Annotated in this window: 17 protein-coding genes; 11 read left to right on the top strand and 6 right to left on the bottom strand. The window is 59.8% G+C overall.

Going from position 1 to position 24019, the window contains the following annotated elements; all coding sequences use genetic code 11:
* Window positions 1-165: 165 nt before the first annotated feature.
* The 5 genes from rarD to BK667_RS28690 form a co-directional block, all read right to left on the bottom strand.
* The gene (rarD, locus tag BK667_RS28715) at window positions 166-1053 is read right to left on the bottom strand and encodes an EamA family transporter RarD (protein ID WP_123599591.1); all 888 of its coding nucleotides are present in this window, start codon (window positions 1051-1053) and stop codon (window positions 166-168) included.
* Window positions 1054-1227: 174 nt separating this feature from the next.
* Complete coding sequence (locus BK667_RS28710; protein WP_054616850.1) at window positions 1228-2202, bottom strand: SrkA family protein kinase; 975 nt, start codon at window positions 2200-2202, stop codon at window positions 1228-1230.
* A gap of 221 nt (window positions 2203-2423) precedes the next feature.
* Window positions 2424-4325, bottom strand: a complete 1902-nt coding sequence (locus tag BK667_RS28705; protein WP_123599590.1) for a PhoX family protein — start codon at window positions 4323-4325, stop codon at window positions 2424-2426.
* 58 nt (window positions 4326-4383) lie between these two features.
* The gene (locus BK667_RS28700; RefSeq protein ID WP_123599589.1) at window positions 4384-5148 is read right to left on the bottom strand and encodes a TOBE domain-containing protein; all 765 of its coding nucleotides are present in this window, start codon (window positions 5146-5148) and stop codon (window positions 4384-4386) included.
* A 184-nt stretch (window positions 5149-5332) separates the two neighbouring features.
* Window positions 5333-6073, bottom strand: coding sequence for a ComF family protein (locus BK667_RS28690; RefSeq protein ID WP_123599588.1), 741 nt, complete (start codon window positions 6071-6073; stop codon window positions 5333-5335).
* A 92-nt stretch (window positions 6074-6165) separates the two neighbouring features.
* Between BK667_RS28690 and bioB the strand changes: the two genes are divergently transcribed.
* The 7 genes from bioB (at window position 6166) to BK667_RS28655 (ending at window position 13228) form a co-directional block, all read left to right on the top strand.
* Entirely contained in the window at window positions 6166-7221 is a 1056-nt protein-coding gene (gene bioB, locus BK667_RS28685) for a biotin synthase BioB (protein ID WP_123599587.1), read from the top strand.
* 134 nt (window positions 7222-7355) lie between these two features.
* On the top strand, window positions 7356-8534 hold the full coding sequence (gene bioF, locus BK667_RS28680; RefSeq protein WP_123599586.1) for an 8-amino-7-oxononanoate synthase: 1179 nt from the start codon (window positions 7356-7358) through the stop codon (window positions 8532-8534).
* On the top strand, window positions 8527-9258 hold the full coding sequence (locus BK667_RS28675; protein ID WP_123599585.1) for an alpha/beta fold hydrolase: 732 nt from the start codon (window positions 8527-8529) through the stop codon (window positions 9256-9258). Before bioF ends, BK667_RS28675 begins: the two co-directional genes overlap by 8 nt.
* Window positions 9251-10063 (top strand): malonyl-ACP O-methyltransferase BioC, encoded by an 813-nt coding sequence (bioC, locus tag BK667_RS28670; protein WP_123599584.1) that lies wholly within the window; start codon window positions 9251-9253, stop codon window positions 10061-10063. The genes BK667_RS28675 and bioC overlap by 8 nt, the downstream gene beginning before the upstream one ends.
* On the top strand, window positions 10060-10740 hold the full coding sequence (gene bioD / locus BK667_RS28665; protein WP_123599583.1) for a dethiobiotin synthase: 681 nt from the start codon (window positions 10060-10062) through the stop codon (window positions 10738-10740). The genes bioC and bioD overlap by 4 nt, the downstream gene beginning before the upstream one ends.
* A 108-nt stretch (window positions 10741-10848) precedes the next feature.
* Window positions 10849-11145 carry a pyrroloquinoline quinone biosynthesis protein PqqE gene (locus BK667_RS28660; RefSeq protein ID WP_123599582.1) on the top strand — a complete coding sequence of 99 codons (297 nt, stop codon included), beginning with the start codon at window positions 10849-10851 and terminating at the stop codon, window positions 11143-11145.
* 277 nt (window positions 11146-11422) lie between these two features.
* Window positions 11423-13228 (top strand): phenylacyl-CoA dehydrogenase, encoded by a 1806-nt coding sequence (locus tag BK667_RS28655; protein ID WP_123513098.1) that lies wholly within the window; start codon window positions 11423-11425, stop codon window positions 13226-13228.
* An 83-nt stretch (window positions 13229-13311) separates the two neighbouring features.
* On the opposite strand, the gene BK667_RS28650 is transcribed toward BK667_RS28655, so the two are convergent.
* Complete coding sequence (locus tag BK667_RS28650) at window positions 13312-15066, bottom strand: hypothetical protein (RefSeq protein WP_123599581.1); 1755 nt, start codon at window positions 15064-15066, stop codon at window positions 13312-13314.
* 1068 nt (window positions 15067-16134) lie between these two features.
* On the opposite strand from BK667_RS28650, the gene BK667_RS28645 reads away from it, so the two are divergent.
* The 4 genes from BK667_RS28645 to BK667_RS28625 all read left to right on the top strand — a co-directional run bounded on the left by BK667_RS28645 (window position 16135) and on the right by BK667_RS28625 (window position 23816).
* Window positions 16135-18276, top strand: coding sequence for a cytochrome-c peroxidase (locus tag BK667_RS28645; protein ID WP_123599580.1), 2142 nt, complete (start codon window positions 16135-16137; stop codon window positions 18274-18276).
* A gap of 345 nt (window positions 18277-18621) precedes the next feature.
* Entirely contained in the window at window positions 18622-19908 is a 1287-nt protein-coding gene (locus BK667_RS28635) for a GGDEF domain-containing protein (RefSeq protein ID WP_123513094.1), read from the top strand.
* 90 nt (window positions 19909-19998) lie between these two features.
* The gene (locus BK667_RS28630; protein WP_123599578.1) at window positions 19999-21795 is read left to right on the top strand and encodes an acyl-CoA dehydrogenase C-terminal domain-containing protein; all 1797 of its coding nucleotides are present in this window, start codon (window positions 19999-20001) and stop codon (window positions 21793-21795) included.
* A gap of 242 nt (window positions 21796-22037) precedes the next feature.
* On the top strand, window positions 22038-23816 hold the full coding sequence (locus BK667_RS28625; protein ID WP_123599577.1) for an acyl-CoA dehydrogenase C-terminal domain-containing protein: 1779 nt from the start codon (window positions 22038-22040) through the stop codon (window positions 23814-23816).
* Window positions 23817-24019: the final 203 nt, after the last annotated feature.

Here is a 24019-nt window from a genome sequence, read left to right as displayed (position 1 = left end):
TACCCCGCCAGCCCACGCCGGCCGGGGCTCTTCAGGATCTGATCAAAAAACCAGCAGTTTCAACAAGTTGCACACAAACGCCGGGGATCACGCTGTGGATAACCTTGGGAAGGATTGATGCAGGCCACGAAGAACGTGGCCTGTGGAGGTTTGTACGCTTTTTGATCAGCTACGTCGGCGCATGCTGATCACTGCATCGACGCTGTAAACCGCGAGGCCGGCCCAGATAAAGATGAACGCCACCAGGGTGCTGGACGACAAGTGTTCATCAAACAACAGAACGGCTTGCAGCAGCACCAGCGTCGGCGCCAGGTACTGGAGAAATCCGAGGGTGGTGTAGGGCAAATGCCGCGCGGCGGCGTTGAAACACACCAGCGGCACCAACGTCACCGGGCCGGCCGCCACCAGCCACCAGGCTTCGGATGTGGTCCAGAACGCCGGTTGTGCACTGGCCGCCGACGGGTTGAACAGCAACCAGGCGACGGCAATCGGCACCAGCATCCAGGTTTCCACCACCAACCCCGGCAGTGCCTTGACCGGTGCCTGTTTGCGGATCAACCCGTAGAAACCGAAGGTCAGCGCCAGCACCAGCGACACCCACGGCAGACTGCCGACCTGCCACACCTGTTGCGCCACACCAATGGCCGCGAGCGCCACCGCAAGCCACTGCATGCGCCGCAACCGTTCACCGAGGATCAACATCCCCAGCAGCACGTTGACCAGCGGGTTGATGTAGTAACCGAGACTGGCTTCGAGCATGCGCCCGTTGTTCACCGACCACACGTAGGTCAGCCAGTTGGCCGCGATCAGCGTGCCGCTAAGGGCCAGGACCGCCAGGCGTTTCGGATTGTCCCGCAACTCTTGCCACCAACCTGGATGCTTCCAGACCATCAGCAGCAAGCCGCCGAACAGCGCGGACCAAAGCACCCGGTGGATGATGATTTCTACAGCCGGCACCGAGGCGATGGCTTTGAAGTAGATGGGGAAAAGTCCCCAGATGATGTAGGCAGTAAGGCCCAGGATGTACCCGCGACGCGGGTTGGCGGCTTGCATGCAGAATCCTTGCTTAGGCAGCTAACAAAGGGGGGATTGTAAGGCGGTTGTATAGACATGTCGTGTGGCTTTTGTAGGAGCAAGGCTTGCCCGCGATGGGATCGATGCGGTCTGAATGGCGGACCGCGTTATCGTTCATCGCGGGCAAGCCTTGCTCCTACGGGTCTGTGTGAATCAGAAGAGTTTCAGGGGTTCTTCGTTGAGTGCGGACAGCTGCTCACGCAACGCCAACACCTGATCGCCCCAATACCGCTCGCTACCAAACCACGGAAAGCTGTGGGGGAACGCCGGGTCATCCCAGCGCCGGGCCAGCCAGGCGCTGTAGTGCATCAGGCGCAACGCGCGCAACGGTTCGATCAGCGCCAATTCCCGCGGGTCGAAGTCGTGAAACTCGTTGTAGCCGTCCATCAATTCCGATAACTGGCCGAGACATTCCTGACGATCCCCGGCGAGCATCATCCAGATGTCCTGCACCGCCGGGCCCATGCGGCAGTCGTCGAGGTCGACGATGTGGAACATCTCGTCACGGCACATCATGTTGCCGGGGTGGCAGTCGCCGTGCATGCGGATGTTCTGGTGCGGCGTGGCCTTGTAGACCTCTTCCACACGCTTGAGCAGGTCGCGGGCTACGGACTCGTAGGCCGGCAGCAGGCTTTTCGGTACGAAATTGCCTTCGAGCAACGTGTTCAGCGAATCGTGGCCAAAGTTCTTCACGCCCAGAGCTTCGCGGTGCTCGAACGGCTTGGTCGCACCGACGGCGTGCAGGCGCCCGAGCAATTGGCCCAGGCGATACAGTTGATCAAGATTGCCCGGCTCCGGCGCGCGGCCACCACGGCGAGGGAACAGGGTGAAGCGAAACCCGGCGTGTTCGTGCAGGCTGGCGCCGTTGTGAATCATCGGCGCGACCACCGGCACATCGCATTCGGCGAGTTCGAAGGTGAACTGGTGTTCTTCGAGGATCGCTTCGTTGGTCCAGCGCTGCGGGCGGTAGAACTTGGCGATCAGCGGCTCGGAGTCTTCGATGCCGACTTGATAGACGCGGTTTTCGTAGCTGTTGAGCGCCAGAATGCGCGCGTCGCTGAGAAAACCGATGCTTTCGACGGCATCGAGCACGAGGTCTGGGGTGAGGGTTGCAAACGGGTGGGCCATGCTGACTCCTGCGCGCAGCAGGCTGCCGCGTCCGGCCAAGCATGGTAGCGCAGACGGGGTGTCTTTAGGGGGATCGTTCCCACGCTCTGCGTGGGAATGCAGCCAGGGACGCTCCGCGTTCCAAAAGCGGACGCGGAGCGTCCAGTGAGGCATTCCCACGCAGAGCGTGGGAACGATCATGACAACCTGTAGGGGCGAGGCTTGCCCGCGAAGAGGCCGGATCAGGCGCCCACGACGCCGCCATCTTCCCGAGAAATCGCCATCACCGAAGACCGCGGCTTGCCATTGGGCAAATGCTCCGGGAAGGTCGAACCACCGTTCTCCCCCGGATGCTGAATCCCGACAAACAACGTCTTCTGATCCGGCGAAAAGCTGATCCCCGTCACCTCACAGCCAATCGGCCCGACCATGAACCGGCGGATTTCCCCGGTCACCGGATCAGCGCACAGCATCTGGTTATTGCCCATGCCCGCGAAATCCCCGGCATTGCTCGAATCGCCATCGGTGAGGATCCACAAGCGCCCAGCCTTGTCGAAGCCCAACCCGTCCGGGCTGTTGAACATGTTCTGCGGGGTGATATTCGTCGAGCCGCCCTTCGGCGTGCCGGCATGTACGCCGGGGTTGCCGGCAACCACAAACAAATCCCAGGCAAAGCTTTTAGAGCCGTGATCGTCACGGTCGGTGCGCCAGCGCAGGATCTGCCCGTAGACGTTCTTCTCCCGCGGGTTCGGCCCACCCACCGGTTGCCCGTCTTCGCCGCGCTTGGCGTTGTTGGTCAGGGTGCAATAAACCTGGCCGTCCTTGGGACTGACGACGATCCATTCCGGGCGGTCCATGCGCGTGGCGTTGACCGTGCTGGCAGCGAGCCGCGCGTGAATCAACACTTCGGCCTGATCGGCAAAACCGCTGCTGGCGTCGATGCCGTTTTTGCCGTGGGTCAGTTCAATCCACTGGCCCTGGCCTTTCGGGTGATCGGCGTTGCCGTCACCGGCGTCGAAGCGTGCTACGTACAAGGTGCCGTGGTCCAGCAGGTCGCGGTTGGCTTTTGGGTTTTTGTGGTTGATCTTGTCGCGGCTGACGAATTTGTAGATGAACTCGCCGCGCTCATCGTCGCCCATGTAGACCACAGCGTGGCCGTCATGGGTTTCGGCCAGGGCGGCGTTTTCATGTTTGAAACGACCCAAAGCCGTGCGTTTGACCGGGGTCGATTGCGGATCGAACGGGTCGATTTCCACCACCCAACCGTGGCGGTTGAGTTCGTTGGGGTTTTTCGCCAGATCGAAACGCGGGTCGTGTTGATGCCAATTGATTTCTTTACTGGCGGCTACGGCGCCATAGCGTTTTTGCGCGGCGTCGAATTTTTGCTCGGCGTTGCTGCTGCCGAAGCAATCGGTGAAGTTCTCTTCGCAGGTCAGATAAGTGCCCCACGGCGTCTTGCCGTTGGCGCAGTTCTGGAAGGTGCCGAGGACTTGCTTGGCGTGCGGGTCGGCGCTGGTTTTGAGCAGTGCGTGACCGGCCGCCGGGCCGCTCAAACGCAGCGGCGAATTACCGTGAATGCGTCGGTTGTAACGCGAGCCCTGGACGAATTGCCATTGGCCATTCTTGCGCTGCACTTCGATCACCGACACACCTTCGCAGGCCAGGGCCTTGCGCACTTCTTGCGCCGATTGCGGCATGCCGCCGTGGGGATAGAGGTAGCGGTAGTTGGTGTACTCGTTGTTGATCGCCATCAGCGCCCGGTCTTTTTCACCGGGAAACTCAAACAGGCTCATGCCGTCGTTGTTGTCGCCGAACTGGAGTTCCTGATGCTCGGCGCTGCCGTTGCCGCTGGGGTCGAAGGCCGGGCCGTTTTTCTGCAAGGGCTGGCCCCAGCTGATCAACACCGAAGACTTGTAGCCCGGCGGCAGGGTGATGGCGTCGGTCGTGGCGGCGGCAATGCTGTCGAAACCCAGCAGTTTGCTCGAGCCAGCGCTGACACTGGCGGCCAGCACGCTGCGGCTCAGCAGGTTGCCACCGAGGAACATCGCCGCACCGCAGAGGGCGCCGGCGCTGATGAAACCACGACGGCTGAGGCCGACCATTTTTTCCAGGTCGGTGGATTGGTGTTCTTCTAATAGGCTCACATCAGGCTCCCTGCGGGTTTTTGCAGTCACCTTAATGAGCGTTAATGAAGGTTTTGTTTCAGAGCGGTGTACCGAGCAGGACGTTGGACGGCGCGAACTGCACCAGCACCGGTCGGTCGATGCCCAGGCCGCAGGTTCTTAAATGTAGCGGCTCCGCCAGGGCGCAGAGTGTCTGGCCGTTGGGCAGGCCGATGCGCACTTCGCTGGGGCCGTCTTCGGCGTCGAGAATTTCCTCGATCGTGCCGTTCAGGCAATTGTTGCCAGGTGTTGCAGCTTGATCGACGGCCAGCAATTCCAGCCAACCCGCCTTGATCAGGGCGACCACTTCGGTGCCGCTTTGCAGCTCCAGGCGCAGGGTGCTGTCGTGGGTAATCTGCGCGTCGATGCTCAAGCCTTCGGCCAACTCAAGACGAATGCGGTCGTTGCGGCCCTGGGATTCGATCGCCGCGACTTTGCCGTGCAATTGATTGCGCGCGCTGGTGCGCAGTATCAGCCGACCGAGCAGGTCGAGGTCGCTGGCGTCTTCGGCGGCTTCCAGCACTTGCGCCTGCAGCACTTGCAGCTTTTGATACAAGCGCAGGACCCGTTGACCCTCTTCGGACAACTTGGCGCCACCACCGCCCTTGCCACCGACGCTGCGTTCCACCAGCGGTTTTTGCGCCAGGTTGTTCAACTCGTCGATGGCGTCCCACGCCGCTTTGTAACTCAGGCCCGCCGCTTTCGCTGCGCGGGTGATCGAGCCTTGTTCGGCGATGTGTTGCAGCAGGGCGATGCGCTGCGGGCGACGGACGATGTGTTGGGACAATAATGTGGGCAGGGACATGGCAGGGGCTTTGGGTTGTGGCAATGGGGGGACGTTGGCGGCTTGGACGGCGGGAGTCAAGTCAGGACGCAATCCCTGTGGGAGCGAGCTTGCTCGCGATGAGGCCATAACATTCAACATGTATGTCGACTGTACTGACGCCATCGCGAGCAAGCTCGCTCCCACTGGGTTTTGGGTGCTCAGGTTAAATTGTGTCACCGGGTTTGGGTGTGCGGGCCAGGCAATAGACATCAACTCGTGCCGCACCGGCATCCATCAACAATCGCGCCAGGGTTTGCGCGGTGGCGCCGGTGGTCAGTACGTCATCGACCAGCGCCAGGTGGCGACCTATGACAGACGCACCGGGCGCCAGGGCGAAGGCATTGCGCAGGTTGCGTTTGCGCGCTTCGGCCTTCAGCTCCTGTTGCGCGCTGGTGTCTTGAATCCTCAGCAGTAGCGTTTCGTCGCAAGGAATGTCCAGGCTTTCACTGAGCCAGCGCGCGAGCATCGCTGCTTGATTGAAACCCCGTTGGCGCAGGCGCTTGGTCGCCAGCGGCACCGGGACCAGCGTATCGGGACGCTCCAGGTCTTCATCGAAGCGATGTTGCAGGAATTGCGCAACAAGTTCTCCGAGCAGGCGGCCAAACGGCCACTTTGCGCTGTGTTTGAAGCGGGTGATCAATGTGTCCACTGGAAAGCTGTAAACCCAGGGCGCCGCTACTCGCTCGAAGGCCGGCGGTTGTTGCAGGCATTGGCCGCACGTCAGGCCCGAGGCGGGCAAGGGCAGGGCGCAGGTCTGGCAGTGATCGCCGAGCCAGGGCAGCTCGGTCTCGCAGGCTGTACAGATGGGCGTGGTGTGATCGGCGATCTCACCGCAAAGCAAACAGAATTGTTTATTTTTTAACCAGATGTAAACCGGTCCTTCGTATCGTGGTTGACAGCGCATCGCTCTTCCTTAAATATGCCGAACATCCGTGTCGCGTCTGTGGGTATTCCATTCCCCAGCCGCCAGCCAAGCATAAAACAAAGGAAACACCCATGAGCGCCAGCACCTCTGCAACCCTGCGTCATGACTGGTCTTTGGCCGAAGTCAAAGCACTCTTCGTTCAGCCATTCAACGACTTGTTGTTCCAGGCACAGACGGTGCACCGCGCGCATTTCGACGCCAACCGGGTCCAGGTCTCGACGCTGCTGTCGATCAAAACCGGCGCCTGCCCGGAAGATTGCAAATATTGTCCGCAGTCCGGTCACTACAACACCGGCCTGGAAAAAGAAAAACTGATGGAAGTGCAGAAGGTCCTCGAAGAGGCCGCTCGCGCCAAGGCCATCGGTTCGACCCGTTTCTGCATGGGCGCGGCCTGGAAGCACCCGTCGGCCAAAGACATGCCGTACGTGCTGGAAATGGTCAAGGGCGTGAAAGCCATGGGCCTTGAAACCTGCATGACCCTCGGTCGTCTCGACCAGGACCAGACCGTTGCGCTGGCCGACGCCGGCCTCGACTACTACAACCACAACCTCGACACCTCGCCCGAGTTCTACGGCAGCATCATCACCACCCGCACCTACGGCGAGCGCCTGCAAACCCTGGCCTACGTGCGTGAATCGGGGATGAAGATCTGCTCCGGCGGCATCCTCGGCATGGGCGAGTCCCTCGATGACCGCGCCAACCTGCTGATCCAGTTGGCCAACCTGCCGGAGCATCCGGAATCGGTGCCGATCAACATGCTGGTGAAAGTCGCCGGTACGCCGCTGGAAAACGCCGATGACATCGACCCGTTCGACTTTATCCGCATGCTCGCCGTCGCCCGCATCCTGATGCCGCAATCCCACGTGCGTCTGTCCGCCGGCCGCGAAGCCATGAGCGAGCAGATGCAGGCCCTGGCGTTCTTTGCCGGTGCCAACTCGATTTTCTACGGCGACAAGTTGCTGACCACCGCCAACCCGCAGGCCGACAAGGACATGCAACTGTTCGGGCGCCTGGGGATCCTGCCGGAAGCGCGGGAAGAGCATGCCGATGAAGTGCATCAGGCGGCTATCGAACAGGCGTTGGTGGAGCAGAAGAGCAGCGAGCAGTTCTATAACGCGGCTGTCTGACTTCCCCGCCCTGTAGGAGCAAGGCTTGCCCGCGATTGATACGCCTCGGTCCGTCTGGATGACTGCGGCGACCCTATCGCGAGCAAGCTTTGCTCCTACAGGGGCTGTACTTCTTTCCTACTCGCGAGGTCTGCATGTCTTTCGATCTCAGCGCGCGTCTTGCTGCTCGTCGTGCCGAAAATCTCTATCGCCAACGCCCATTGCTCGAAAGCCCGCAAGGCCCGGAAGTGGTGGTCGATGGTCAGCCGTTGCTGGCGTTTTGTAACAACGATTACCTGGGCCTGGCCAATCACCCGCAAGTGATCGAAGCCTGGCGCGCCGGTGCTTCCCGTTGGGGTGTCGGTGGCGGGGCGTCGCATTTGGTCATCGGTCACAGCACCCCCCATCACGAGTTGGAAGAAGCCCTGGCCGATCTCACCGGTCGCCCGCGTGCGCTGCTGTTCACCACCGGTTACATGGCCAACCTCGGCGCCGTCACCGCGTTGGTCGGGCAGGGCGATACCGTGCTCGAAGATCGGCTCAACCACGCGTCGTTGCTGGACGCGGGCTTGTTGTCCGGGGCGCGCTTCAATCGCTATCTGCACAACGACGCAGAGAGTCTGGCCAAGCGCCTGGAAAAGGCCACTGGCAATACGCTGGTGGTCACCGACGGCGTGTTCAGCATGGACGGCGATATCGCCGACCTGCCGGCGCTGGCCCGGGAAGCCAAGGCCAAAGGTGCGTGGCTGATGGTCGATGATGCCCACGGCTTTGGTCCGCTGGGCGCCAACGGTGGCGGGATCGTCGAGCATTTCGGTTTGCGTCAGGAAGATGTGCCGGTGTTGGTCGGCACCCTCGGCAAGGCGTTCGGTACCGCCGGCGCGTTTGTAGCGGGCAGCGAAGAGTTGATCGAGAGCCTGATCCAGTTCGCCCGTCCCTACATCTATACCACCAGCCAACCACCGGCCCTGGCCTGCGCCACGTTGAAAAGTCTCGAATTACTGCGCAGCGAGCATTGGCGGCGCGAGCACCTTAATGTGCTGATCCGTCAATTTCGTCGAGGGGCCGAGCAGATCGGCCTGGAACTCATGGACAGCTTTACCCCGATCCAACCAATCATGATTGGCGATGCCGGCCGCGCGGTTCGGCTGTCGCAGATGCTGCGCGAGCGCGGCTTGATGGTGACCGCGATCCGTCCGCCCACCGTGCCGGCCGGCAGCGCCCGCCTGCGGGTGACCCTGACCGCTGCCCACAGCGAGGCGCAGGTGCAGCTATTGTTAAATGGACTGGCCGATTGTTTTGCACAACTGGGACCGGAGCCTAGCCATGCGTAATCGTCTGATTCTGCTGCCGGGTTGGGGCCTCGGGATTTCGCCGCTGGAGCCGTTGGCGGCAGCCTTGCAGGGACTGGATGAGCACCTGCGGGTCGAGATCGAGCCGCTGCCAGAACTGGAGTCGGGCGATCTGCAAGAGTGGCTCGATGAACTGGATTCGACCGTGCCTCTGGATGCGTGGCTCGGTGGCTGGTCTTTAGGCGGCATGCTCGCCTCGGAACTGGCGGCGCGGCGCGGCGATCGCTGCTGCGGTCTGCTGACTCTGGCGAGCAACCCTTCGTTTGTCGCCCATGAGCAATGGCCGAGCGCGATGCCCGGCGAGACCTTCGATGCTTTCCTTGCGGGTTGCAGCGCCGATCCGCGCATGACCCTGAAACGCTTTTCGCTGCTCTGCGCCCAGGGGGCCGAAGACCCGCGCGGGCTGTCGCGGTTGATGCTCGGCGGCGCGCCGCACACCTCGACGCCGGTCTTGATGGCGGGCCTGGAAGTGCTCGCGCAACTGGATACCCGACAAGCGCTACAGGCGTTTCGTGGCCCGCAATTGCATCTGTTCGCCGGCCTCGACGGACTGGTCCCGGCCGAAGCGGCGGGGGACTTGCTGGCGTTGTTGCCAGATGTCGAAATCGGCCTGATCGAACAGGCCAGCCACGGGTTTCTTCTGGAGGACCCCCACGGTGTGGCCGGGGCAATCCAGGCCTTTTTGCATGAGTCCGGTGATGACTGATTTATCCCTTCCCAAACTGCCCGGTGGTTTGCCCGACAAACGTCAGGTAGCCGCCTCTTTTTCCCGCGCGGCGGCAAGCTACGACAGCGTGGCTGAGTTGCAACGGGATGTTGGCAGCGAGTTGTTGCGTCGGTTACCCGATGGTTTTGTGCCGGGGCGATGGCTGGACCTGGGCTGTGGCACCGGGTATTTCAGTCGTGCGCTGGGTGAGCGTTTTCCTGCGGCGCACGGTGTGGCGCTGGACATCGCCGAGGGCATGCTCAATCACGCCCGGCCATTGGGCGGCGCCACGCACTTCATTGCCGGCGATGCCGAGCGCTTGCCGTTGCAGGATTCGACCTGCGACCTGATCTTTTCCAGCCTCGCGGTACAGTGGTGTTCGGACTTTTCCTCGGTGCTCAGTGAGGCGTATCGGGCATTGAAGCCAGGCGGAATTTTCGCGTTTGCTAGTCTGTGTGTCGGCACGCTGTACGAATTGCGTGATAGCTGGCGTCAGGTGGATGGCATGGTGCACGTCAACCGCTTCCGCGAGTTCGCGACTTATCAACAGCTGTGCGCGGCCAGTGGCTTGCAGGTCGTCAGCCTGCAAAACCGTCCGCATGTGTTGCATTACCAGGATGTGCGCAGCCTGACCCATGAACTCAAGGCATTGGGTGCGCATAACCTGAACCCCGGTCGGCCGGGTGGTTTGACTGGCCGGGCAAGGATCCTCGGCTTGATCGAGGCGTATGAGCAGTTTCGTCAGGCACAAGGACTGCCGGCGACTTATCAAGTGGTTTATGCCGTGTTGGAGAAACCCTTATGAGCGCAGCCTATTTCATCACCGGCACCGACACTGACGTCGGCAAGACCACCGTCGCCGCCGGTTTGCTGCATGCCGCGCGGTCGGCGGGCCTGAGCACGGCGGCAGGCAAACCGGTGGCATCCGGTTGCGAGGTCACGCCAAAAGGCCTGCGCAATGCCGATGCACTGGCGTTGTTGGCGGAGTGTTCACTGCCGCTGACGTATGCACAGGTCAATCCCGTGGCGTTCGAACCGGCGATTGCGCCGCATCTGGCGGCGCGGGAGGCGGGTATTGCGCTGACGGTGCAATCCTTGTTGACGCCGATGCGCGAGATTCTGGATATGAACGCGGATTTCACCTTGATCGAGGGCGCCGGCGGCTGGCGCGTGCCGTTGGCGGATCAGGATAATCTTTCGGATCTGGCGATAGCGTTGGATCTGCCGGTGATCCTGGTGGTCGGCGTGCGCTTGGGTTGCATCAACCATGCACTGCTGACGGCGGAAGCCATTGCCAACGATGGTCTGCAATTGGCGGGGTGGGTCGCCAACATCATCGAACCGAAGACTTCGCGGCTGGAGGAGAACCTCGCCACACTGGCCGAGCGGATACCCGCGCCGTGCCTGGGCCGGGTGCCGAAACTCAAGTCGCTGACCGCGGAAGCGGTGGCCGAGCATCTGCAACTGGACCTGCTCGATTAATGTTTTTGCCTATGACGCGGCACTGTGCCATTAGTGTTTTTGTCGGGTGTTTTGTCGACGCGTCTGCTTCAATGGCGACTGTTGATCCTTTGTAGGACGAGTTCTCCCATGGAAATCTCAGGAAGCACCGCTTTTTATGCCGGTCTGAGCACTATTCAGACAGGGCAGAACCGTGTCGATCAAGCCGCCGGTCAGATCGCCAATACCGTCATCGATCGCTCGGAGAAGAGCCAATCCTCCGAAAATCAGGTCGATCGCCTGCGCTCCGTGGACCGCAGTCAGCAATCAGACGTGGCCAGCAGTGTGATCGAGATGTCCCAAGGCAAGTTTCAGGTTGAATTGGGCGCGAAAGTCGCCAAGGCTTCCGATGAAATGCTGGGGACGTTGATCGATACCTACGCTTGATGACTCGCTGAATCCGCTACTCCGACGCCGCGAATCTTCGCGGCGTTTTTCTGCGTAAGTCCTTCTCCCTCAACTAATCTTTTCTACGACAGTGGTTGCCCTTTCGACGGCGGTGCGCGGCTGTGTGGTCGTTATGCGCGCAGCACGATGACGAACGGCAAAAGATCGGCGCTTGACAAGGTTTAGGCGTAAACGTATGTTTCAAACAACTGTTTGACCGCCACAACAATTCAACGCGGTCGTTCATTCCCGGTTACATCAGCAGAGGTTTATCGCTATGCCTGACTACAAGGCCCCCTTGCGTGATATTCGCTTCGTTCGTGACGAACTGCTCGGCTACGAAGCGCACTATCAGAGCCTTCCGGCTTGTGCAGACGCAACTCCAGACATGGTTGACGCCATTCTCGAAGAAGGCGCCAAGTTTTGTGAGCAGGTACTGGCTCCGCTGAACCGCGTGGGTGACACCGAAGGCTGCACCTGGAGCGAGTCCGGCGTTAAAACCCCGACTGGCTTTAAAGAAGCCTACAAACAATTCGTCGAAGGCGGCTGGCCAAGCCTGGCCCACGACGTGGAGCACGGTGGCCAAGGCCTGCCGGAGTCTCTGGGTCTGGCGGTCAGCGAAATGGTTGGCGAAGCCAACTGGTCGTGGGGCATGTACCCAGGCCTGTCCCATGGCGCGATGAACACCATTTCCGAGCACGGTACGCCTGAGCAGCAAGAGGCATACCTGACCAAACTGGTTTCCGGAGAGTGGACCGGCACCATGTGCCTGACCGAACCGCACTGCGGCACCGACTTGGGCATGTTGCGCACCAAGGCCGAACCTCAGGCCGACGGTTCCTACAAAGTCTCCGGCACCAAGATCTTCATCTCGGCCGGTGAACACGACATGGCCGATAACATCGTCCACATCGTATTGGCCCGCCTGCCGGATGCTCCGGCTGGCACCAAAGGCATCTCGCTGTTTATCGTTCCCAAGTTCATGCCGAACGCAGACGGTTCGATCGGCGCCCGCAACGCCGTGACCTGTGGTTCCCTGGAACACAAAATGGGCATCCACGGTAACGCCACTTGCGTGATGAACTTCGACGGGGCCACCGGTTTCCTGATCGGCCCGGCGAACAAAGGCCTGAACTGCATGTTCACCTTTATGAACACCGCTCGGCTGGGCACCGCGCTGCAAGGTCTGGCCCACGCCGAAATCGGCTTCCAGGGCGGCCTGAAATACGCTCGCGATCGTCTGCAAATGCGCTCCCTGACTGGCCCGAAAGCGCCGGAAAAAGCCGCTGACCCAATCATCGTGCACCCAGACGTACGCCGCATGCTGTTGACCATGAAGGCGTTCGCCGAAGGCAACCGCGCGATGGTTTACTTCACCGCCAAGCAGGTCGACATCGTCAAATACGGCGTGGACGAAGAAGAGAAGAAGAAAGCCGACGCACTGTTGGCCTTCATGACTCCGATCGCCAAAGCCTTCATGACTGAAGTCGGCTTCGAGTCCGCCAACCACGGCGTGCAAATTTACGGCGGTCACGGTTTCATCGCCGAGTGGGGCATGGAGCAGAACGTTCGCGACAGCCGCATTTCGATGTTGTACGAAGGCACCACCGGTATCCAGGCACTCGACCTGCTGGGCCGCAAAGTGCTGATGACTCAAGGCGAGGCCCTGAAAGGCTTCACCAAGATCGTCCACAAGTTCTGCCAGACCAACGAAGGCAACGAAGCCGTCAAAGAGTTTGTCGAACCGTTGGCTGCGCTGAACAAAGAGTGGGGCGAACTGACCATGAAGGTCGGCATGGCCGCCATGAAGGATCGCGAAGAAGTCGGCGCGGCCTCCGTGGACTACCTGATGTACTCCGGTTACGCCTGCCTGGCCTACTTCTGGGCTGACATGGCGCGCCTGGCCGCCGAAAAACTGGCTGCCGGCACCACCGAAACGGCGTTCTACACCGCCAAGCTGCAGACCGCGCGCTTCTACTTCCAGCGCATCCTGCCGCGTACCCGCACTCACGTGGTCACCATGCTGTCGGGCGCCAACAACTTGATGGACATGAAAGAAGAAGACTTCGCACTGGGCTACTAAGCCTTCGCGCAGTTCTAAAAAAACCGCCGCTCTTTTGGGAGCGACGGTTTTTTTTTGCTTCTTCCTGACTGCTCAGACGTTACCTACCAAGGGGTCGGGTCCAGAGGGCCGACGCCGGTCGGAGTGCCTGCGCCTTCTCCGTTACGCAGGAACGGCAGGTGCCAGAAGTCGTTCGGGACCACCGGGTCGCCAGGCTTGACGCCTTCCGGAAAGATGAACTCAAACACCGGCGCCACGTACTGCCCGGCGATCAGACCGTTGGCCACCGTCAACCGGCCGGCATTTTGAATGCAACTGTCCACGGCGGTTTGGGAAGCGGTCAGCTGTGGAACACAAAGTGACCGTACAACAACGCGCAAAGTGCGGGTCGGCTGGCTGAGAAGCCCGGTCGGTGCCTTGGTCGCGCGAATCCTCGCGCGTTGTGGTTGAGGGCCGATGTTCTGGCTCGTGATACCACCCGAGACACCAAAGCAACTGGCTGGAAGGGACTGTGCAGGGTTGCATTCACCTGTCATCTCGTAAGGCGTAACCCAGCGATTGGTTTGTAAGCCTGTCGAAGGATTGACATCTATCAGATAGATATCGACGGGTGTTTTCACGTCGGTTGTCGATGCTTCCAGGAAAATCCGGTCCTGCGTCTCCTGCGCTACACCGTTGATGGCCGTTGCCGAGGGGTCGGCGGTACCGATACCGAATTCCCCGATGGCCAGATAGCTGGGTTGCGTACCGGGCTGGGTGTAGATCCCGATGTTGGCCTCAATCGTGTGTGCAGAGATGAAGTCCGGAGTCCCCGCTGTGGCCGATTTGAATAACGTACCCGCGTAGCTGATGAAGTCGCCGACTTCGAACGGTGCCTGTTGCATCGGGTCGGGGTCAGTCGCTGTGCGCGAAGCATCGCTGAAACGCTTCATGACGAACTGACTGCAATAAGCCTGGCCCAGAACCGGAGGGGAAAGCTCTCCGCTGGCCGGAGGAGTCACCCCCGCCTGGCTGAAGTTGCGGCAATTGTTTGTGGTGGTCGGGGTGACGACCTTTGGCCGGTTTTTCTGAGGGCAGAGAGCATCGTCCCCGGAAATGGTGCGCGGTACGCACATCGGGTAGCCGGTGGCAGCGTGGATAGTCGGGTTGGCGTCATCGACGGAGAAGCGAGGGTCGGGGCTTTGGGCACGGCCAAAGCGTCCGCTTGGGTCGTTGATCTGGATGATTGTCGGTTGCAGAGGCGTGCCGCTATCCACTTCGAGGTTGCCGTTGGTGTAGTCGATCCGGGTGATGTAGCCGCTGCCGGCATTCGCCGCTTGCTGCGAGACAAAGATCAGCCCGGCTATTTGCTTGTTGGAGACAGTATTGCCCACCACATGGATCTCGAACGAGGGGTATGAAGTCGGTCCTTTGTTGAGCGCGAGCGACCCGCCCCTGACAAAATCCGCCCAGGTCAGGGTATTGGCCGGCATTTGCAAAATCGTATTGCACGGAACGGTAATCGTGACGCCGTTTAGTTGGACGGTCCCGCCAAACCGACCAGGATCGGTGGTGCCGGGGCAGTTCGCATTGGTGGGGTCCAGGGTCATGTTCTGGATGAAACCCGTGACGTCAAAGCCATGAATCGCATCCGGATTGGCGAACACCGGATTCGGCAACGTGGGGGTCGAGAACGGCGAGGGTAGGCCCTTCACGGGCTTGGCGGTCCCGCCGCCTTGAGCAAGCGCATGACCTGCCCCTCCCATGGCGAGTGCGACGGCGACGGCGCCGGCCAGCAGTGCGTGATGACCTGAGGTGCCGTTGAATCGCTTGAGGAACGGCGCTGATGCCAGCGCTTTTGCGTGTAGGAATAAGCTCATGGTTCTCTCCACAATCTTGCGGGACCTGTTGCCGGCCAATCGACTCGCGTCGAGTTGGGGCTCGATCCAGAGGGCAAGTGTCTGAGCATGGTTTCGACATGCCTGGCACTCAGCCTTCAGATGCATTCAATCGGCGATGCGTTGGCCGGTTCCGGACACAATCGCGAGAGACATTCCTTGAGCCTGGAACGTGTAAAGCACTAGTCGTGCCGAATTGACGGCAACGGTCGTTTGCCAGCCATAAATGCCGCTGCGCGAGTGTTGTGGCATTGCATCAAACTATATCTATAAGAGCGGCACCGAAGTAGGGGGGGATAGATACCCATGTTTGGGAGTGTTGAACTAAGTATCTGACGAACAGTTATAAATAGGTAATTGAGAAACGTTGTCTATAGATACGCTCAAAGTCCGGTCAATGGCAAGTGGAAAATAGAGAGGCATTAGAAGTAAATTTATTAATGCGCTCATATAAAATAAAAACAATAGCTCGCGCAGTGCAACTAGCGCACGAGCATTGTTTGTGGTTGATGACGATTGCTCATCGGTTGTTTGGAATTTAAAACAGCATTGGCAGTACTGGCTGTCTTACGGGTTATAGGTTAGCAATAACTTTGCCAATATTTGTTTCCCTGCTTAATTGTCACAACACGTTGTAAAATATAGATTTTTTATCGCTGATAAATTGTAGGTGGGGAATAGCACCCAAAAACGGGGGGGGAAGTTCACCGCAATTGAGTGGGTGTGTGTAGTTTCCATTGATGCGCTTCCCGACCGATGGCTGTTCGCTGAGGCGTCAGGCAGTCGAGATAAAAAAACATCAAATATTTTCTGTTGAAATTATTTGTTACAGCTAGAGTTGAGTTAAGCACCCTCGCGGTGCAACAAAAATAACGTTTCAATAAAGCCTGAGCCAAGAGAGTACTTTGCCAGTTAGACCCCGTTTCGCATCGGCCAACTTCCAGTTGGTGCGTTTGTTCGTGCGAGCGGCAATATCCATGGTGATGAGTTTCTCTCGTAACAGGATAATCCCGGAGTCTGGCTACTCCGTACTGAATCGAGAATGTCATCATGGTGAAGTCCCTGAGCATCTTTCGTCTTATCCGCAGGGCCTACTCGATCGCGGGTGGCCTGATCGCTGTCAGTCTGGTTTGCGAGAGCGCTATCGCGGCTTCTCCGCCAGAGGTTGTCACGCCCGTGGCAGACGTCCCCAGCTTGCAGTCGTTGCACGGCATGACACCACCCGACCCTTCGGGAACTGAAGGCGGGCGCAAAGTGGATCTGATGACTGACTACGTCCTCAACCGCTCAGCGGCGATCCTGTTGGGCAAGGCGCTGTTCTGGGATATGGAAATCGGCAGCGATGGCTCCACCGCGTGTGCGTCCTGCCACTTTCACGCCGGGGTCGATCACCGGATCACCAACCAGATCAATCCTGGCCAGGCGAACACCAACTCAAACGTTTCTTCGATCTTCAACAAGCCGTTTGTAGCGTCCAACATTCCGGGCGACGTCGCTTCCTACTTGACCAAGTCCGGTGGCAAGGGTGGCCCGAACTACACGTTGAAGAAAAGCGACTTTCCAACCCATGTGCTGGCCGATCCGCTGGATCGCAATTCGCCGATCCTCTATTCCTCCGACGATGTGATCGGCTCCCAAGGCGTGTTCGACGCCAACTTCGTCAAGCCGCACCAAGCGCGTTTCGACAAGTGCACGGCGCAGCCAGATGGCATATTCCAGGTTGGCGGCATCAATGTCCGTCGCAGCACCGGGCGTAACGCGCCGACGGTGATCAACGCCGCTTTTAACGTGCGAAATTTCTGGGATGGCCGTGCGAACAATGTATTCAACGGTTTCTCGCCTTTTGGCAACCGCGACCCGGATGCCGGGATTTTCGTCACCGCTGATCGCGGCGGGGTGGCGACCAAAGTGCGGCTGGCACTCAAGGATGCCTCTGCAGCGTCACAGGCCGTGGGGCCTCCTGGCAGTCCGGTGGAAATGTCCTGCGGCGGGCGTACGTTTGCGGACATTGGCCGGCGCATGCTCGACACGCTGATGCTCAAGCAGCAGCGGATTTCCTCGACCGATTCGGTGCTGGCTTCCGTTTCCGGTGCGCGCCGGCCCACTTACCGTGAACTGATCAAGGCTGCGTTCCAGCCTAGGTTGTGGAATGCCACGCAACAGGTGCTGCTGGGCGATGCGCCGTACACCCAGATGGAGGCCAATTTCCCGCTGTTCTTCGGGCTTGCCATCCAGATGTACGAATCCACCCTGATCTCGGATAAGGCTCCGCTGGACGCTTACTTGCAGGGCGATCATTCAGCCATGAATGGCCAGCAGGTCGAGGGCATGAACCTGTTCCTCGGCAAGGGCAAATGCATCAGTTGCCACGGCGGCGCGGAGCTGACCAATGCCGGCAGCCGTTTGCTGTTCCATCCCCGCGAGCGAATCGAACGGATGGTGATGGCCGATAATCTCACCACGCTCTACGACAACGGTTTCTACAACACAGGTGTGCGGCCAACGTCGGAAGATTTGGCTTTGGGCGGTTCGGACGCGTGGGGCAATCCTTTGTCCTTCACCCGGGAGTACAACACCCTACTGCAAGGCGGGAAGGTGCCTGACCCGCTGGATATCGATGTCTGCACCTTCGAAGCGCCATTGAGTGCGGCATTGCCTTGCGACGCGACGCTCAAGCCCAATGTCGGTTTCCGCGACTCGGTGGACGGCGCCTTCAAGACACCGACGCTGCGCAACATCGCCCTGACCGGGCCGTATTTCCACAACGGCAGTCGGGCGACGCTGAAGCAGGTCATGGAGTTTTACAACCGTGGCGGCGACCGGCGCGGCGAGGATGCGAGCAACACCAGTGGCTTTGAACATCCGTCGGCGAACCAGCACAACGCTTCTAACCTCGACCCGGACATGACGGCGCTGAACCTGACGCCCGATGAAGTGGACGCGCTGGTGAAGTTCATGGAAATCGGGCTGACCGATCCGCGCGTTGCCTGGGAACAGGCGCCGTTCGATCACCCATCGCTGGTCGTTCCGCAAGGCCACGTGGGTGATGAAAACGCGGTGACGGCGCGGCCCGTCAGTCCGAAGATCTCCACGCGGCAGGCACTCGATGCTCCGATTTCGCTCAAGCCGATTGGTGCGGAAGGGCGTGCCGCGACTGAGGGGCCATTGCAGCCGTTCTACAACGATCTTTGAGCCAGTGTCTTTGGAGAAGGGGGCTCCTGTGGCGAGGGGGCTTGTCGGAATGCCGCACCACCCCGTTCGGCTGCGAAGCAGTCGCAAGACCGGTAAGCACGGTTTAACTGAAAGAATGCAGGGGGGGGCGCTTCGCGCCCCAACGGGGGCAAGCCCCCTCGCCACAGCAAGCCCCTCGGCACAGGTTTTGCGCCATCGTTAAAAAACCTCAGCAAATGACTCAGATACTCGGCATTTCTGCCGTTAAAGAGACGTTCACGTGACCTGCATCACATTTCGTGTGCTTAATCGTGCGCATTGCAGGCACAATGCCATCAATTGCTATGCCGGGTCGGAGCTTTACCCTTGCCGCGTTCATCCGCTGTACGTTTCAGTCACTTTTTGCCCTCATTACTGCTATTGCTCGCTGGGCTTTCGGCTGCGTACATCAAGGATCTCAACGTCTTCTTCACATCGCTGTTCAACGTGCTGCCAACTCTGGTGCTGTTGCTCGGCGGTGCGTACTGCGCGGTTTACCGACGTCAGCGCGAGCTGTTTCTGATGGTCACGGTGTACACCGCCTACTTCCTGCTCGACACCCAGACCGATTATTACCGCGACTACGGCAAGGTTCGTGAAGACGCGGCGGTGGTGTTCCATCTCTGCTGTCTGCTGCTGCCATTGTTGTTCGGTCTCTTCGCGGCGTGGCAGGAGCGCACCCACCTGTTCCAGGACATGGTGGCGCGTTTTGCCGTGTTACTGGCGTTCGGCAGCGTGGCGCTGGGCATTGAGCAAAGTTACCCACAGGCGCTGCTGATGTGGCTGTCGGAGATCCGCTGGCCAGCCTTGCATGGCGCGTGGATGAGCCTGATCCAGTTGTCCTACCCGGTATTCATCGCCTCGTTCCTGTTGTTGGCCTGGCAATACTGGCGCAACCCGAGGCCTTTGCACGCCGCGCAACTGGTGGGTTTGCTGGGGTTGTTCTGGATGTTGCCGAAAACCTTCATCCTGCCATTTACCCTGAACATCATGTGCAGCCAGGTGATGCTGATGATTGCCGCAGCGGTTGCCCACGAAGCCTATCAAATGGCCTTCCGCGACGAACTCACCGGTCTGCCGGGGCGCCGCGCGTTGAACGAACGCATGCAGCGCCTGGGGCGTAATTACGTGCTGGCTATGAGCGACGTTGATCACTTCAAGAAATTCAACGACACCCACGGCCACGATGTCGGCGATCAGGTGTTGCGACTGGTCGCCAGCAAGCTGTCCAAAATCAGCGGTGGCGGTAGGGCTTATCGCTACGGGGGTGAGGAATTCGCCCTGGTGTTCGCAGGCAAGACGCTGGAAGAGTGCATGCCGCATCTGGAAGTCATCCGCGAGTCGATTGCTTCCTACAACATTCAACTGCGCAATCCAGACCGCCCTCAGGACGATCAGCAAGGTCGCCAGCGCCGGGCCGGTTCCGCTGCGTCCAGCGTGTCGGTCACGGTCAGCATCGGCGTCGCCGAACGTCTGGAGCAACGCACGCCGGAACAAGTGCTCAAATCCGCTGATGAGGCGCTCTACAGCGCCAAGGGCGCCGGGCGCAACTGTGTGGTCGCGTTCGGTCAGAACCGCCGTGGCGCGGTGCGTATGGACGCCGCTGCGGGTTGAGTGATGACAGCGCATTCAGCGTCTGGACTGTGATTGTGGGGCGTGATTCGCAGCAGTAGGTTTGAGGCATCTGCTGCCGGAGAAACGACCATGCCTGAGTACAAAGCTCCCCTGCGCGACATGCGCTTTCTGATCGACCACGTCTTCGACTTTCACAGTAACTACGCCGCGCTGGGCGCCACCGATGCCAGCCCGGACATGGTCAACGCGATCCTCGAAGAGGGCGCGAAATTCTGTGAGAACGTGCTCGCACCGCTCAATCGCAGCGGTGACGAAGAAGGCTGCCATTTCGACAATGGCGTGGTGACAACGCCTACAGGCTTCAAGCAAGCCTTCGCACAATACGTCGAGGGTGGCTGGCATGGCCTGGCGGCTGATCCGGTGTATGGCGGCCAGGGTTTGCCCCTCTCGCTGGGGCTGGTCATCAGCGAGATGATCGCGTCCAGCAACACCTCCTGGGGCATGTACCCAGGCCTGACCCACGGCGCAATGTCAGCGATCCACGCCCACGGCACCGAAGAACAAAAACAGACCTACCTGAGCAAACTCACCGCCGGCCAATGGACTGGCACCATGTGCCTGACCGAAGCCCATTGCGGCACCGACCTGGGCATTATCAAGACCCGCGCCGTGCCCCAGTCTGACGGCAGTTACGCAATCTTTGGCAGCAAGATTTTCATCTCCGCCGGCGAACACGACATGAGCGACAACATCATTCATTTGGTGTTGGCCAAGTTGCCGGACGCACCGGCCGGGACCAAAGGCATTTCGCTGTTTATCGTTCCAAAATTCCTACCTGATGTCGAAGGTGAAGCGGGCGAACGCAATGGCGTTTCCTGCGGCTCCATCGAACACAAAATGGGCATCAAGGCATCGGCGACCTGCGTGCTCAACTTTGATGACGCCAAGGGCTTCCTGATCGGCGAAGCGAACAAGGGCCTGAACTGCATGTTCACCATGATGAACCACGCACGCCTGGGCACCGGCATGCAGGGGTTGTGTCTGGGCGAAGCGAGCTTCCAAGGCGCGATCAAGTACGCCAACGATCGTTTGCAAATGCGTTCGCTGACCGGTCCCAAAGCCCCGGAAAAAGTCGCCGACCCGATCATCGTGCATCCGGATGTGCGGCGAATGTTGCTGACCATGAAGGCCTTCAACGAGGGCAATCGTGCGCTGACCTATTTCACCGCGCAGTTGCTGGATGTTGCGCATCGGAGCCCGGATGAAACCGCGCGCCAGGAGGCCGAGGACTTGCTGGCGTTCCTGACGCCGATCTGCAAAGCGTTCATGACCGACACCGGGCTGGAAGTGACCAACCACGGCATGCAGGTGTTTGGCGGTCACGGTTTCATCCGCGAGTGGGGCATGGAGCAGTTGGTACGCGACTGCCGGATTGCGCCGATCTACGAGGGCACCAATGGCATTCAGGCGCTGGATCTGCTGGGGCGCAAAGTCCTCGGCAGCCAGGGCAAGCTGCTGCGCGGTTTCACTAAAATCGTCCACAAGTTCTGCGCGGCCAACGCCGAGCATCCGCAGTTGGGTAGCTTCGTGGCGCAGCTCAACGAGTTGAATCAGCAGTGGGGCGAGGTGACGACGAAGGTCGGCATGGCTGCAATGAAGAATGCGGATGAAGTCGGCGCGGCGTCGGTGGATTACTTGATGTACAGCGGCTATATCATCCTCGGCTATCTGTGGTTGCGTATGGCGCTGGTGGCTCAGGCGCAGTTGGAGGCGGGCAGCGGTGATGCGGATTATTTGCGCGGCAAACTGGCGACCTGTGAGTTCTATTTCAAGCGATTGCTGCCACGCACTGCCGCTCATCGGGCAGCGATCGAGGCGGGGAGTGATTGCTTGATGAAGCTGCCGGCGGAGTTGTTTGCGCTCTGAGGCGCCGGTTTAAAAGCATCGCGGGCAAGCCTTGCTCCTACAGACCCAAGCAGACCCAAGCCGAGGACCTGTAGGAGCAAGGCTTGCCCGCGAATGCGTTTTACCAGATACGCGCCGATGACTAAACATTACAAATCAGTCATGAGCTGACCCTATGTGTCGTAAAAGTTGTTGGGTTACACTCGAACTCAACGAAATCACTCTTCCTACGAATCACCTGTAAAGATCCTGCGAGGTTTGCCATGGCTGACTACAAAGCGCCCCTGCGCGATATGCGCTTCGTCCTCAATGAAGTTTTCGAGGTTGCCAAACTCTGGGCCGAGCTACCGGCGCTGGCAGATACCGTCGATGCCGAAACCGTCGAAGCCATTCTCGAAGAAGCCGGCAAGGTCACCAGCAAAAGCATCGCGCCCCTGAGCCGTGCGGCTGACGAAGAAGGTTGCCATTGGGCGGACGGTGCCGTCACCACGCCGGCAGGTTTCCCACAGGCTTATCAGACTTATGCCGAAGGCGGCTGGGTTGGCGTCGGTGGCGATCCGACTTACGGCGGCATGGGCATGCCCAAGGCTGTGTCGGCCCAGGTCGAAGAAATGGTCAACTCCTCCAGCCTGTCGTTCGGTCTGTACCCGATGCTGACCGCTGGCGCTTGCCTGTCGATCAACGCTCACGCCAGCGACGAACTGAAAGCCGCGTACCTGCCGAACATGTACGCCGGCGTCTGGGCCGGTTCCATGTGCCTGACCGAACCCCACGCCGGCACGGACCTGGGGATCATCCGCACCAAGGCTGAACCTCAGGCCGACGGTTCCTACAAAGTCAGTGGCACCAAAATCTTCATTACCGGCGGCGAGCACGACCTGACCGAGAACATCATCCATCTGGTACTGGCCAAACTGCCGGACGCTCCGGCCGGGCCGAAAGGCATCTCGCTGTTCCTGGTACCTAAGTTCATGGTCAATGCCGATGGCAGCCTGGGCGCGCGCAACCCGGCGAACTGCGGTTCGATCGAACACAAGATGGGCATCCAGGCGTCCGCGACCTGCGTGATGAACTTCGATGAAGCGGTGGGTTACCTGGTCGGTGAGCCGAACAAAGGCCTGGCGGCGATGTTCACCATGATGAACTACGAACGTCTGGGCGTCGGTATCCAGGGCTTGGCCACTGGCGAGCGCTCTTACCAGAACGCCGTCGAATACGCCCGCGATCGCCTGCAGAGCCGTTCTCCGACCGGCGCGCAGAACAAAGACAAAGTCGCCGACCCGATCATCGTCCACCCGGACGTGCGGCGCATGCTGCTGACCATGAAAGCCTCGAACGAGGGTGGCCGTGCGTTCTCGACGTACGTGGCGATGCAACTGGACACCGCCAAGTTCAGCGAAGACGCGACCACCCGTAAACGCGCGGAAGATCTGGTTGCTCTGCTGACGCCAGTGGCCAAGGCCTTCCTGACTGATCTGGGGCTGGAAACCACGGTTCACGGCCAGCAGGTGTTCGGCGGCCACGGCTACATCCGTGAGTGGGGCCAGGAACAACTGGTTCGCGACGTACGAATCACCCAGATTTATGAAGGCACCAACGGCATTCAGGCGCTGGACCTGGTCGGGCGCAAGATCGTCGGCAGCGGCGGGGCGTTCTACAACCTGTTCGCCGACGAGATTCGTCACTTCACGGCGACGGCCAGTGCTGATCTGGCGGAGTTCACCAAGCCATTGAACGATGCGGTGACGACCCTCGATGAGCTGACTTCGTGGTTGCTGGACCGGGCGAAAAACAACCCGAATGAAATCGGCGCGGCCTCGGTCGAGTATCTGCAAGTATTTGGATACGTTGCTTACGCTTACATGTGGGCATTGATGGCCAAGGCCGCCTTTGGCAAAGAAACGCAGGACGATTTCTACGCCAGCAAACTCGGTACGGCGCGGTTCTATTTCGCCCGCCTGCTACCGCGTATTCACTCGCTGAGCGCGTCGGTGAAGGCCGGTAGCGAATCGCTGTTCCTGCTGGACGCATCGCAGTTCTGACCCTGTAACGTCATGTAAGCATTCTCTTACATGACGTACTGCTGTTTTCCCATATGCGCCGATTGGATCCAGAGCTAATCTACTTCACATGGACGTCGCGCAGGAAGCGCAAAGCAACAACACGGACACGTAGGATTCTGCCAGGACGGCGGAGTGAAATGGATGTCAGGGAAACAGTCTGCAAAGCCCCGCTTCGGCGGGGT

The organism is Pseudomonas frederiksbergensis (assembly GCF_003732705.1).
Lineage (GTDB): Bacteria > Pseudomonadota > Gammaproteobacteria > Pseudomonadales > Pseudomonadaceae > Aquipseudomonas > Aquipseudomonas frederiksbergensis_F.
The sequence above is the reverse complement of the archived record's forward strand: the minus strand, read 5'-3'. Positions and strand labels throughout refer to the sequence as shown.